Source organism: Pseudomonas sp. FH4 (genome assembly GCF_000510915.2).
Taxonomy (GTDB): Bacteria; Pseudomonadota; Gammaproteobacteria; order Pseudomonadales; family Pseudomonadaceae; genus Aquipseudomonas; species Aquipseudomonas brenneri.
In genome coordinates this window covers 117,878-130,258 of record NZ_AOHN01000002.1, presented here as the reverse complement: position 1 = coordinate 130,258, position 12,381 = coordinate 117,878, and the positions used below count along the sequence as shown (strand labels likewise).

Genomic DNA, 12,381 nt, shown 5'->3' with positions numbered 1-12,381 from the left:
GCGCAAGACAGTTAAATGACAAGAGGACTTAGCATGGTTGGCAGGAGCATTCTGATCGTTGACGACGAAGCGCCCATTCGCGAAATGATCGCCGTTGCGTTGGAAATGGCCGGCTATGACTGCCTGGAGGCAGAGAACTCCCAGCAGGCCCACGCCATTATCGTCGACCGCAAGCCGGACCTGATCCTGCTGGACTGGATGCTGCCCGGCACCTCCGGCATCGAATTGGCCCGGCGTCTCAAGCGCGATGAGCTGACCGGGGATATCCCGATCATCATGCTCACCGCCAAGGGCGAAGAGGACAACAAGATCCAGGGCCTGGAAGTCGGTGCCGATGACTACATCACCAAGCCATTTTCCCCACGGGAATTGGTCGCACGTCTGAAGGCCGTACTGCGCCGCGCCGGTCCGACCGATGGCGAGGCGCCGATTGAAGTCGGCGGCCTGCTGCTGGACCCGATCAGCCACCGCGTAACCATCGATGGCAAGCCGGCCGAGATGGGCCCCACCGAATACCGCCTGTTGCAGTTCTTCATGACCCACCAGGAACGCGCCTATACCCGTGGGCAATTGCTCGACCAGGTGTGGGGCGGCAACGTGTATGTCGAGGAGCGCACCGTTGACGTGCATATCCGCCGCCTGCGCAAAGCCTTGGGCGATGCCTACGAGAATCTGGTACAAACCGTGCGCGGTACCGGTTATAGGTTTTCAACCAAAGGCTGAGCCAGCCCTATCCAGACTTAACAGCCGACAAGGACGCATGTTCAAGTGAATCAAAACTGGCATGGCACCCTGATCCGCCACATGCTCCTGCTGGTCACCGGCTGCCTGTTGGTCGGCCTTATCAGCGGCTACTACGGCTGGAGCCTGGCCATCGGCCTGGGCCTCTACCTGGGCTGGACCCTCAAGCAATTGCTGCGCCTGCACGAGTGGCTGCGCCAGCACAAACCCGATGAGGCACCACCCGACGGCTACGGCCTGTGGGGTGAGGTGTTCGACAGCATCTACCACCTGCAACGCCGCGACCAACGGGTACGTGGCCGCCTGCAAGCGGTGATCGACCGGGTCCAGGAGTCGACCGCCGCGCTCAAGGACGCGGTGATCATGCTCGACAGCGACGGCAACCTGGAATGGTGGAACCGCGCCGCCGAGACTCTGCTGGGCCTCAAGACGCCCCAGGACAGCGGCCAGCCGGTGACCAACCTGGTGCGCCACCCGCGCTTCAAGGAATACTTCGAACAGGATAACTACGAAGAAGCCCTGGAAATCCCGTCGCCCACCAACGACCGGGTGCGTATCCAGCTGTACCTCACGCGCTACGGCAACAACGAACACTTGATGCTGGTGCGCGACGTGACCCGTATCCATCAGCTGGAACAGATGCGCAAGGATTTCGTCGCCAACGTCTCCCATGAGCTGCGTACCCCGCTGACGGTGATCTGCGGCTACCTGGAGACGCTGCTGGACAACGTCGAAGAGGTCAACCCGCGCTGGAGCCGTGCCTTGCAGCAAATGCAGCAACAAGGCTCGCGCATGCAGACTCTGCTCAACGACCTACTGCTGCTGGCCAAGCTGGAAGCCACCGACTACCCCTCGGACAACCATCCCGTGGCCGTACAGAGCCTGCTGCAGACCATCAAGAACGATGCCCAGGCCCTGTCCGGCGAACGCGGCCAGTACATCACCCTGGAGGCCGACCCGTCGGTGCTGCTCAAAGGCAGCGAGGGCGAGTTGCGCAGCGCCTTTTCCAACCTGGTGTTCAACGCCGTGAAATACACCCAGGACACAGGCACGATCCGCATCCGCTGGTGGGCCGATCAGCACGGCGCGCACCTGAGCGTGCAGGATTCGGGGATCGGTATCGACAGCAAGCATTTGCCACGCCTGACCGAGCGCTTCTACCGTGTCGACTCCAGCCGCAACTCCAACACCGGCGGCACCGGGCTGGGCCTGGCGATCGTCAAGCATGTGCTGTTGCGCCATCGGGCCCGCCTGGAAATCAGCAGCGTACTGGGCCACGGCAGTACCTTTACCTGCCACTTTGCGCCAGCACAGGTCAGCCGCTCGCCGGCAATCGCGGCGAAGGATTAATCTGAAAATCCCCTCCATCCCATGTAGGAGCTGGCTTGCCGGCGATAGCATCACCTCGGTGCTTCTGTAAGACCGAGGCGTCTGCATCGCAGGCAAGCCAGCTCCCACATAAGCCCTATGCAGCATGCATTCGCGCGCCCACCCGGCAGCCGCCACTAGGCAAGCGCTCCTTCAGCCGCTACATTGCCTGACTTGTGCCCGCCCTTGAGGCACAGCCATCACCCCTTTTTGAACACACGGAACTCGCAAAACCCCATCATGGACCCTTCCCCTGGTATCACCCTCGCGACACTCTTCGCCGATTTCGGCATGATTCTTTTTGCACTGATCCTGGTACTGCTCAACGGTTTCTTCGTTGCGGCGGAATTTGCTATGGTCAAACTGCGCGCCACCCGGGTCGAGGCAATCGCCCATACCAATGGCTGGCGCGGGCAGATCCTGCGCACCGTACACAGCCAGCTCGACGCTTACCTGTCGGCCTGCCAACTGGGTATCACCCTGGCGTCCCTGGGCCTGGGCTGGGTCGGCGAGCCGGCTTTCGCGCACATCCTGGAGCCGCTGCTGGGCGCGATGGGCGTCGAATCGCCTGAAGTGATCAAGGGCGTGTCGTTCTTTGCCGCCTTCTTTGTGATTTCGTACCTGCACATCGTGGTCGGTGAGCTGGCCCCCAAGTCCTGGGCCATTCGCAAGCCCGAGTTGCTGTCGCTGTGGACCGCCGTGCCGCTGTACCTGTTCTACTGGGCGATGTACCCGGCGATCTACCTGCTCAACGCCAGCGCCAACGCGATCCTGCGTATTGCCGGCCAAGGCGAGCCAGGCCCGCACCACGAGCACCATTACAGCCGTGAAGAACTCAAGCTGATCCTGCACTCCAGCCGCGGCCAGGACCCGAGCGACCAGGGCATGCGTGTACTGGCCTCGGCCGTGGAAATGGGCGAGCTGGAAGTAGTGGATTGGGCCAACTCCCGAGAAGACCTGGTGACGCTGGACTTCAACGCGCCACTCAAGGAAATCCTCGCGCTGTTCCGCCGCCACAAATTCAGTCGCTATCCGGTGTACGACGCCGTGCGCGGTGAGTTTGTCGGCCTGCTGCACATCAAGGACCTGCTGCTGGAACTGGCGGCCCTGGACCATATTCCCGAGTCGTTCAACCTGGCCGAGCTGACCCGCCCGCTGGAGCGCGTTTCGCGGCACATGCCGCTATCGCAACTGCTGGAGCAATTTCGCAAGGGCGGCGCGCACTTTGCGCTGGTTGAAGAAGCCGACGGCAACATCATCGGCTACCTGACCATGGAAGACGTGCTCGAAGTGCTGGTGGGCGATATCCAGGACGAACACCGCAAGGCCGAACGCGGCATCCTCGCCTATCAGCCGGGCAAGCTGTTGGTACGTGGCGATACGCCGCTGTTCAAGATCGAACGCCTGCTGGGTATCGACCTGGATCACATCGAAGCCGAAACCCTCGCTGGCTTGATCTACGAAACCCTGAACCGGGTGCCGGAAGAGGAAGAAGTGCTGGAAGTGGAAGGCCTGCGGATCATCATCAAGAAGATGAAAGGCCCGAAAATCGTGCTGGCCAAGGTCTTGATGCTCGACTAGGGCACACCCCCTGTAGGAGCGAGCTTGCTCGCGAAGGACGTTAACGATAACGCTGGGATCCTGACACCCGGCAGCGCCCTCAGGTTTTTCGCGAGCAAGCTCGCTCCTACAAAAGCCTTACCGCGTGCCCGACGCAAAGTTGGGCAACGCCTGTACCGGCTGCGTGAACTCATACGGAATCGACACCCACCCCGCCCCCGTATCGCGCTGCACCACAAAGTGCAGGTGTGGCCCACTGCTGTTGCCGGTATTGCCCGACAGCGCCAATGGGCTGCCCACCGCCACCCGCTGCCCTTCCCTGACACTGACCGACCCCAGCTTGAGGTGCAGATACACACTCTGGGTGCCGTCATCGTGTAACACCCGCACGAAGTTGCCCGACGGGTCACTGCCCCGCCCCGATTGGCTGTTCTCGGTCTTCACCACCACCCCGCCTCGCGCAGCGATGATCGGCGTGCCTTCAGGCATGGCGATATCCATGGCGTAGCGACTTTTGACGTCAGAGTGACTGAACGTGCCGCCAGGCCCCTGGGTCAGGCGGAAGGGGCCACCGCGCCAGGGCAACGGGTAGCGCTGAAACTGCGCTGGCCGCAGGTTACGCGGCGGCAGGGGATCAAGCACCTGGCGCTTCACCGGCACGACCCGGCGCTCCTGGAACACAAACGCCTGGGCGCCAGGGGTTTTCTGGTCGCTGAAAAACACCACGCCACGGGCATCGGTGGAACGATAGAGGGTCATGGCCAGGGACGATGAAGCGACCGCGCACAGGCCACAAAACAACATAAAACGCACAAGCATGGGATAAACCTGCCGGGTATGACCGAACGGCAGGCTAGCAAGGGTTCATGACAGTGTTGTGTGGATCAGGCCGGTTGCGTCGAGAAGCAAATATCTACGTTCATATCGGCGGCGGCGGACAGATTGACCAAGGCATCGAGGGAGAACTTGTCGATCTTGCCACTGAGTACATCGTTGAGTCGTGGCTGGCTTATATGAAGCCGCTGGGCCGCGTCCTTCTGGGAGAGCTTCCAGCCACGAATGGCTTTGCACAATTCCAGCAGCAACTTTGAGCGCAAACGCATGTTTGCGGCCTCTTGGGGAGCGTCTTCCAGGGCGTCCCAAACACTGGCGAAGCGTTCGGTATGAAGCTTTTGGTCAGTCATGGCTTAACCTAACTCCTGCAATCTGGCGCGAGCCAGTTCGATATCCCGCGTTTCAGCTTTTTGCGTGGTTTTGCGAAACGCATGCAACACATAAACCGCCTCGGGCCGATTGACCACATAGAACACCCGAAACGCTCCTGACTCATCGGTGATACGAATCTCATTGACCCCGCGCCCAATGGTTTTCATCGGCTTGCAGTCAAAAGGCTGTTCGCCCTGCTGCAAAAGATCCAATTGAAAACCAGCGGCTCTTCGCGCCTCAATCGGGAACGACCTGAGATCCTTGAGTGCACTTCCCACAAACACCACATCCTTGTGCCTGGGCATTCACTTCTCCTTTCCTGGAAAGAAAAAGCGTAATCGACGATTCAGTCAACAGCAGCAGCGGTGTGTTTCAAGGCATGGCGGGCACTCGACAGCACCGAAGCGCTATCGAGAGATTATATCGAAACAGATATAAATCAAGACGGGCGCCGAGAATCAGACAATTGGTCGATCCACGGCATTTTTGCCCAGGTTATGCACCCGGCACAAAATGCTTCTGCGCCGTACCCCGGGCGATCAGCCGGGAGATGTAGTCGAGCTTCTGCGCGTCCTGGTCGATAAAGCGGAAGGTCAGTTGCAGCCAGTCGCTGTCGGGGCGCGGTTCGTAGGCGACGATTGCATGCAGGTAGCCATTGAGGCGCGCGGTTTCAGCGTTCTCGCCTTGCTCCAGGTCGAGCACCGCACTTTCCAGCACTTGGGGCAGGACGTCGCCACGGCGCACCACCAGCAGCGCCTCCTTGATGCTCAGGGCCTTGATCACACATTGCTGGGTGCCACTGGACAGGCGCAACTGGCCCTGGCCACGACCGCTGGCGGCCGAGGGGGCGACGGCGGCTTGCACAGGCGGACTGTTGAGCAGGCCTTTGCTCGGCGCGGCCACCGGGGCTGGCTTGACGGCTTCGGGCTTGCCGCCGGTCAGGGCGCTGAGGGAGTCGTTGCCAAAGGCCGAGTTCATCTTGGTCGGTGCACTGGCCAGCAAGGCGTCGAGGCGACCGATCTTGTTCAGGGCCTGCTTGACCTTGTTCAGCAACTGCTCGTTGGTGAATGGCTTGCTGACGTAGCCGGAGACCCCGGCCTGGATCGCCTGGACCACGTTTTCCTTGTCGCCACGGCTGGTGACCATGACAAATGGCATGGCCTTGAGCTGCGGCTGCTCGCGGCACCAGGTCAACAGTTCCAGGCCCGACATTTCCGGCATTTCCCAGTCGCACAAAACCATGTCGAAGGTTTCGCGCATCAGGATGGCCTGGGCCTTTTTGCCGTTTACCGCATCTTCAATCTTGATGCCGGGGAAGTAGTTACGCAGGCACTTCTTTACCAAGTCGCGAATAAACGAGGCGTCATCCACCACCAACACACTGACTTTACTCATCGACCCTTCATCCTCTCAAAACCCCGGCAAGCAAAACGCTTCACAATGATGGCATTTTGCCAAAAACTCATCAGTCACGCCGGGACTTTATGGCTGCCCGCAGCGCAAAACTCATACGCCACAAACGAAAACGCCCGACCAGAGGCCGGGCGTTTATTTCTCGGGCAATCTTACTTATCGTCAGATTCGTCCGGAACATTAGGGATTTGATCGGCTGTGCCTTCAACTTCGGCTTTCATGCGCTTGAGGCCCATGTGCCGTACGTCGGTGCCGCGCACCAGGTAAATGACCAATTCCGAGATATTGCGCGCGTGGTCGCCGATCCGTTCCAGGGAGCGCAGTACCCAGATGATGCTCAACACCCGCGAGATAGAGCGCGGGTCTTCCATCATGTAGGTCGCCAGCTCACGCAGCGCGGTCTTGTATTCGCGGTCGATGATCTTGTCGTACTGGGCCACCGACAACGCCAGGTCGGCGTCGAAGCGGGCAAACGCATCCAGCGCATCGCGGACCATGTTGCGCACCTGGTCGCCGATGTGGCGCACTTCGACGTAGCCCCGCGGCGCTTCGCCTTCTTCGCACAACTGGATGGCACGACGGGCGATCTTGGTGGCTTCGTCGCCGATACGCTCCAGATCGATCACCGACTTGGAGATGCTGATGATCAAGCGCAGGTCGGAAGCCGCCGGCTGGCGACGGGCGAGGATGCGCAGGCATTCCTCGTCGATATTGCGTTCCATCTGGTTGATCTGGTCATCGATCTCGCGCACTTGCTGGGCAAGGCCCGAGTCAGCCTCGATCAGCGCGGTCACTGCATCGTTGACTTGCTTCTCCACCAGCCCGCCCATGGCCAGGAGGTGGCTGCGCACTTCCTCAAGCTCGGCGTTGAACTGCGCGGAGATGTGGTGGGTAAGGCCTTCTTTGCTAATCATGTTGGCGTCCTTGGAGCGTCCGGTAAGGTGCGGAGAACCGCAGCGTCAGTGCAATCAGAACCACAGCTTCCTAGCCGTAGCGACCGGTGATGTAGTCTTCGGTCTGCTTCTTCGCCGGATTGGTGAACAGGGTATCGGTATCGCCGAATTCCACCAGTTTGCCCATGTACATGAACGCGGTGTAGTCCGAAACCCGTGCCGCCTGCTGCATGTTGTGGGTCACGATGACGATGGTGAACTTGGACTTGAGCTCGTAGATCAGCTCTTCGACCTTCAGCGTCGAAATCGGGTCGAGTGCCGAGCACGGTTCGTCGAGCAACAGCACTTCCGGCTCCACGGCGATGGTACGGGCAATCACCAGACGCTGCTGTTGGCCGCCAGACAGGCCGAGGGCCGATTCGTGCAGGCGGTCCTTGACCTCGTCCCACAGCGCCGCGCCTTTAAGGGCCCACTCGACGGCTTCGTCGAGGATGCGTTTTTTGTTGATGCCCTGGATGCGCAAGCCGTAGACCACGTTTTCGTAGATGGTCTTGGGGAACGGGTTGGGCTTCTGGAACACCATGCCCACACGGCGACGCAGCTCGGCCACGTCTTCGCCCTTGCGGTAGATGTTGCTGCCGTAGAGGTTGATTGCACCCTCCACACGGCAACCGTCCACCAGGTCGTTCATGCGGTTGAAGGTACGCAGCAGCGTGGACTTGCCGCAGCCCGACGGGCCGATAAAGGCGGTCACGCGCTGCTTGGGGATGTTCATGCTGACGTCGAACAGCGCCTGCTTCTCACCGTAGTACAGGCTCAGGCCCGGGACTTCGATGGCTACGGTTTCTTCGGCCAGGCTCAGGCTCTGCTTGTCGCGACCCAGGGCTGACATGTTGATGCCGTGGGAATGGGTTTCATGTTGCATGGGATGCTCCCTGTGCTACCAATTCGTTTCGTTGAACCGCGGCTTCATAGTGGGCCTTGCGGTTTACCTCAAATCTGTTTCCAACCCGGTTCCCTGTGGGAGCGGGCTTGCTCGCGAAAGCGTCAGGTCAGTCGACCCATCTGTTACTGATACACCGCATTCGCGAGCAAGCCCGCTCCCACATTGGGTCCGCGTTCAATTCAATCAGCTATCCAGCGCCTTGTACTTCTCGCGCAGGTGGTTACGAATCCATACCGCCGACAGGTTCAGCGTGGCGATCACCAGCACCAGCAGGAACGCGGTGGCGTACACCAGCGGACGTGCTGCTTCAACGTTGGGGCTCTGGAAGCCGACGTCGTAGATATGGAAGCCCAGGTGCATGATCTTCTGGTCCAGGTGCAAGTACGGGTAGTTGCCGTCCAGCGGCAGCGACGGTGCCAGCTTCACCACACCCACCAGCATCAGCGGTGCCACTTCACCAGCGGCGCGGGCCACGGCGAGGATCATGCCGGTCATCATCGCCGGGCTGGCCATGGGCAGGACGATTTTCCACAGCGTTTCCGCCTTGGTCGCACCCAGTGCCAGGGAACCTTCACGCACGGTGCGAGGGATCCGCGCCAGGCCTTCTTCGGTGGCCACGATCACCACCGGTACCGCCAGCAGCGCCAGGGTCAACGAGGCCCACAACAGGCCCGGTGTACCGAAGGTCGGCGCCGGCAGGGCTTCGGGGAAGAACAACCGGTCCACCGAACCACCCAGTACGTAGACGAAGAAGCCCAGGCCGAACACACCGTAGACAATCGCCGGGACGCCCGCCAGGTTGTTCACCGCGATGCGGATGATGCGGGTCAAGGTGTTCTGCTTGGCGTATTCACGCAGGTAGACCGCCGCCAGCACGCCGAACGGGGTCACGATCATCGCCATGATCAGGGTCATCATCACGGTGCCGAAGATCGCCGGGAAGATCCCGCCTTCGGTGTTGGCTTCCCGTGGGTCGTCGCTCAAGAACTCCCAGACCTTACTGATGTAGAAGCCGATCTTGGTCATGGTGCCCATGGCGTTCGGCTGGAACGCATGCACCACATGACCGATATTGATATCAAGCTCTTTGCCGTTGGCATCGCGGGCCGTCAGGCTGTCGCGGTTGAACTGGGCATGCAGGTCGGTCAGGCGCGCTTCCACAGCCTGGTAACGCGCATTCAGTTCAGCGCGATCGGCATCCATGTCGGCCTGGGCGGCGGCGTCGAGCTTGCCGCTGAGTTCCAGTTTGCGACCGTGCAGGCGGATACGCTCAAGACCTGCGTTGATCGCACCGATGTCGCTCTTCTCAAGGCTCTTGAGATCAGCGGCCAACCGGTTCACCCGGTCAACCCGCGCTTGCAGCTCGGGCCATGCAGCCTGGCCTTCAGCGATCACCTTGCCGTCTTGCTTGACGTTGACCAGGGTGCCGTAGAAGTTGCCCCACTCACGACGCTCGATAGCCATCAACTCGGCAGGCGTGGTCTGGTCGGTCAGCCACTCGCCGACGATCCAGGTGAAGTCGTTGCCGTTCAAATCGCGGTTGCCGACCTTGATCAGCTCACGGGTCATGAACTCCGGACCTTCGTCCGGTACCGGCAAGCCCGCGCTTTTCAGGCGCTCGCGTGGCACTTGTTCTTTCTGCACCACTTCGCCGATGACGATGTGGTTGGCCTGGCCCGGCACGTTGTAGTTGGCCTGGATCAGGTCGGCCGGCCAGAAGTGACCCAAGCCGCGCACGGCGATCACAGCCAGCAGGCCAATGGTCATGATGACCGCGATGGCCACCGCGCCACCGCTGATCCAGACGCCTGGGGCGCCGCTCTTGAACCATCCATTCAGGGAGTTCTGTTTCACAGACTTCTACCTTTCTTAAAGCGACGAGTATTTCTTGCGCAGACGCTGACGGATCAGCTCGGCGAGGGTGTTCATGATGAAGGTGAACAACAGCAGCACCAGTGCCGAGAGGAACAGCACCCGGTAGTGACTGCCGCCCACTTCCGACTCGGGCATTTCCACCGCGACGTTGGCTGCCAGGGTGCGCAGGCCTTCGAACAGGTTCATTTCCATGACCGGGGTGTTACCGGTGGCCATCAACACGATCATGGTTTCCCCGACCGCACGGCCCATGCCGATCATCAGCGCCGAGAAAATCCCCGGGCTTGCGGTGAGCAACACAACCCGCGTCATGGTCTGCCATGGCGTGGCGCCCAATGCCAGGGAGCCCAGGGTCAGGCCGCGTGGCACGCTGAACACGGCGTCTTCGGCGATGGAGTAGATGTTCGGGATCACCGCAAAACCCATGGCCAGGCCGACTACCAGGGCGTTGCGCTGGTCGTAGGTAATTCCCAGGTCATGGGAGATCCACATGCGCATGTCGCCACCGAAGAACCAGGTTTCCAGGTACGGGCTCATGTACAGCGAGAGCCAGCCCACAAACAGGATCACCGGGATCAGGATCGCGCTTTCCCAGCCATCCGGCACCCGCAGGCGGATCGACTCAGGCAGGCGGCTGAAAATGAAGCCCGCCAGCAGAATGCCAATCGGCAACAACATCAGCAGGCTGAAAATCCCCGGCAGATGCCCTTCGACATACGGCGCCAGGAACAGGCCGGCGAAGAAACCGAGGATCACCGTCGGCATCGCTTCCATCAACTCGATCACCGGCTTGACCTTGCGGCGCAGGCTCGGAGCCATGAAGTAGGCGGTGTAGATAGCGGCGGCGATGGCCAGGGGTGCGGCCAGCAGCATGGCGTAGAACGCGGCCTTGAGCGTACCGAAGGTCAGTGGCGCCAGGCTCATCTTGGGTTCGAAGTCGCTGTTGGCGGCGGTCGATTGCCAGACGTATTTAGGCTCGTCGTAGTTTTCGTACCAGACCTTGCTCCACAACGCGCTCCAGGACACTTCCGGGTGCGGGTTGTCCAGCGCCAACGGCTGCAGCTTGCCGCCGGCCTCGACGATCACACGGTTGGCCCGTGGCGACATGCCGAAGATGCCCTGGCCTTCGACCACCGGGTCCACCAGCAAGGTACGGTGCGCGGTGCTGTGGAACACACCGAACTTACCGGAGGCATCGAGGGCGACGAAGCCTTTGCGACGCTCTTCGGCGGTGATTTCAACGATAGGCGTGGTGCCCATCTGGAAGGTGCGGATCTGCTTGAGGTGTTGCTCGCCATCCGGGTCGCGGGCCATGAACCACTGGGCCAGGCCGCCCTTGGAGTCACCGACGATCAGCGAGATACCGCCCACCAGCTGGGTGCTGGCGGTGATTTCGGCGTTGCCATCTTCCAGCAATTTGTAGCGACCGTTGAGGCTGTTGTCCCGCAGGCTGAACACATCGGCCAGGGCGCGACCGTTGATCACGTACAGCCATTGCTGGCGCGGATCGACGAAGATCGCTTTCACCGGCTCAGTCATTTGTGGCAGTTCGATGCGCTTCTGCTCGCTGACCACTTCGCCGGTCATCATGTTTTCTTCGCGGCTCACCGACAGCACGTTCAGGTGCGAACCTGCGGAGCCGGCAATGATCAGCGAGGTGTCAGTGGCGTTGAGGGCAACGTGTTCCAACGGACGACCGGCTTCATCGAGCACCATCGGCGCTTCGCCGTAGGGGTATTCGATCTCGGGCGAGATGGTCTTCTTGCCGTCCGGGTAGGTCACTTTATAGGAGTGGCGGAACACCAGGGACTGGCCATTGGACAGACCGAGGATCACCAACGGGCTGCCCGGCTGATCTTTACCGATGGACACCACGCTGGCGCCGGCTGGCAGGGCCAGGTCGACACGCTTGAGTTCAGCGCCGGTATCAACCGTGAAGAACAATGCCTGGCCTTTGTCGGAAACCCGCATGGCGACCTGGTTCTGCTCTTCCAGCGAGATCAGCAACGGCTTGCCGGCATCCTGCATCCAGGCCGGGCTCAGGGCGTCGTCCTTGGTCAGGCTGGCACCCTGGAACAGCGGCGCGACCACGTAGGCCAGGAAGAAGAAAATCAGCGTGATAGCGCCGAGAACGGCGAGGCCGCCGACCAGCACGTACCAGCGGGTCAGGCGATCCTTGAGCGCGCGGATGCGGCGCTTGCGTTGCAGCTCAGGCGTATTGAAATCAATGCGCTTGGGGGGAGAAGTCGTCGTCATGGTGGAATTGGCCAGATCATTCATGCGCACACCCTAGCGATCCTGTATGACAGAAAGATGACAATGCAGTGACGCAAGAAATCCGCCGCGTAGCAGGGCTGGCAGCGGACCGAAAAATTAGGA

The 12,381-nt window shown here is 60.8% G+C and carries 11 protein-coding genes and 1 pseudogene; 4 read left to right on the top strand and 8 right to left on the bottom strand.

All coding sequences use genetic code 11. The annotated features are described in order from the left end of the window. Nucleotides 1–33 precede the first annotated feature (33 nt). The 4 genes and pseudogenes from phoB to H097_RS28540 all read left to right on the top strand — a co-directional run. Nucleotides 34–723, top strand: coding sequence for a phosphate regulon transcriptional regulator PhoB (phoB, locus tag H097_RS01385; protein WP_003176964.1), 690 nt, complete (start codon nt 34–36; stop codon nt 721–723). Nucleotides 724–804: 81 nt separating this feature from the next. Then, on the top strand, nt 805–2,091 hold the full coding sequence (gene phoR / locus H097_RS01380; protein ID WP_229689200.1) for a phosphate regulon sensor histidine kinase PhoR: 1,287 nt from the start codon (nt 805–807) through the stop codon (nt 2,089–2,091). A gap of 258 nt (nt 2,092–2,349) precedes the next feature. After that, nucleotides 2,350–3,690 carry a hemolysin family protein gene (locus H097_RS01375; protein ID WP_032856740.1) on the top strand — a complete coding sequence of 447 codons (1,341 nt, stop codon included), beginning with the start codon at nt 2,350–2,352 and terminating at the stop codon, nt 3,688–3,690. A gap of 24 nt (nt 3,691–3,714) precedes the next feature. Then, nucleotides 3,715–3,801: pseudogene (locus H097_RS28540) on the top strand (outer membrane lipoprotein carrier protein LolA); the annotation flags it as partial. A 6-nt stretch (nt 3,802–3,807) separates the two neighbouring features. Here the strand turns inward: H097_RS28540 and H097_RS01370 are convergent. From H097_RS01370 to H097_RS01335, 8 genes are all read right to left on the bottom strand, one after another. Then, nucleotides 3,808–4,488, bottom strand: a complete 681-nt coding sequence (locus tag H097_RS01370; protein ID WP_032856738.1) for a M23 family metallopeptidase — start codon at nt 4,486–4,488, stop codon at nt 3,808–3,810. Between the two features lie 65 nt (nt 4,489–4,553). After that, on the bottom strand, nt 4,554–4,853 hold the full coding sequence (locus H097_RS01365; RefSeq protein WP_032856736.1) for an XRE family transcriptional regulator: 300 nt from the start codon (nt 4,851–4,853) through the stop codon (nt 4,554–4,556). Nucleotides 4,854–4,856: 3 nt separating this feature from the next. Further along, entirely contained in the window at nt 4,857–5,180 is a 324-nt protein-coding gene (locus H097_RS01360) for a type II toxin-antitoxin system RelE/ParE family toxin (RefSeq protein WP_032856735.1), read from the bottom strand. 190 nt (nt 5,181–5,370) lie between these two features. Further along, nucleotides 5,371–6,270, bottom strand: coding sequence for a response regulator (locus tag H097_RS01355; protein WP_032856733.1), 900 nt, complete (start codon nt 6,268–6,270; stop codon nt 5,371–5,373). Between the two features lie 170 nt (nt 6,271–6,440). After that, nucleotides 6,441–7,202, bottom strand: a complete 762-nt coding sequence (gene phoU, locus H097_RS01350; RefSeq protein WP_029289933.1) for a phosphate signaling complex protein PhoU — start codon at nt 7,200–7,202, stop codon at nt 6,441–6,443. A gap of 70 nt (nt 7,203–7,272) precedes the next feature. After that, nucleotides 7,273–8,106 carry a phosphate ABC transporter ATP-binding protein PstB gene (pstB, locus tag H097_RS01345; RefSeq protein ID WP_029289934.1) on the bottom strand — a complete coding sequence of 278 codons (834 nt, stop codon included), beginning with the start codon at nt 8,104–8,106 and terminating at the stop codon, nt 7,273–7,275. Between the two features lie 204 nt (nt 8,107–8,310). After that, nucleotides 8,311–9,981, bottom strand: a complete 1,671-nt coding sequence (pstA, locus tag H097_RS01340) for a phosphate ABC transporter permease PstA (RefSeq protein ID WP_032856731.1) — start codon at nt 9,979–9,981, stop codon at nt 8,311–8,313. A gap of 15 nt (nt 9,982–9,996) precedes the next feature. Beyond that, a complete protein-coding gene (locus H097_RS01335; RefSeq protein WP_174553315.1) occupies nt 9,997–12,030 on the bottom strand; it encodes an ABC transporter permease subunit in 2,034 nt (677 codons plus the stop codon). Nucleotides 12,031–12,381: the final 351 nt, after the last annotated feature.

What these genes read in the sequence shown, in the direction of transcription:
- H097_RS01370 (WP_032856738.1), bottom strand. Translation starts at nt 4,488, where the DNA reads ATGCTTGTGCGTTTTATGTTGTTTTGTGGCCTGTGCGCGGTCGCTTCA.
- H097_RS01335 (WP_174553315.1), bottom strand. Translation starts at nt 12,030, where the DNA reads ATGCAGGATGCCGGCAAGCCGTTGCTGATCTCGCTGGAAGAGCAGAAC.
- phoU (WP_029289933.1), bottom strand. Translation starts at nt 7,202, where the DNA reads ATGATTAGCAAAGAAGGCCTTACCCACCACATCTCCGCGCAGTTCAAC.
- H097_RS01365 (WP_032856736.1), bottom strand. Translation starts at nt 4,853, where the DNA reads ATGACTGACCAAAAGCTTCATACCGAACGCTTCGCCAGTGTTTGGGAC.
- phoR (WP_229689200.1), top strand. Translation starts at nt 805, where the DNA reads ATGCTCCTGCTGGTCACCGGCTGCCTGTTGGTCGGCCTTATCAGCGGC.
- phoB (WP_003176964.1), top strand. Translation starts at nt 34, where the DNA reads ATGGTTGGCAGGAGCATTCTGATCGTTGACGACGAAGCGCCCATTCGC.
- H097_RS01360 (WP_032856735.1), bottom strand. Translation starts at nt 5,180, where the DNA reads ATGCCCAGGCACAAGGATGTGGTGTTTGTGGGAAGTGCACTCAAGGAT.
- pstB (WP_029289934.1), bottom strand. Translation starts at nt 8,106, where the DNA reads ATGCAACATGAAACCCATTCCCACGGCATCAACATGTCAGCCCTGGGT.
- H097_RS01355 (WP_032856733.1), bottom strand. Translation starts at nt 6,270, where the DNA reads ATGAGTAAAGTCAGTGTGTTGGTGGTGGATGACGCCTCGTTTATTCGC.
- H097_RS01375 (WP_032856740.1), top strand. Translation starts at nt 2,350, where the DNA reads ATGGACCCTTCCCCTGGTATCACCCTCGCGACACTCTTCGCCGATTTC.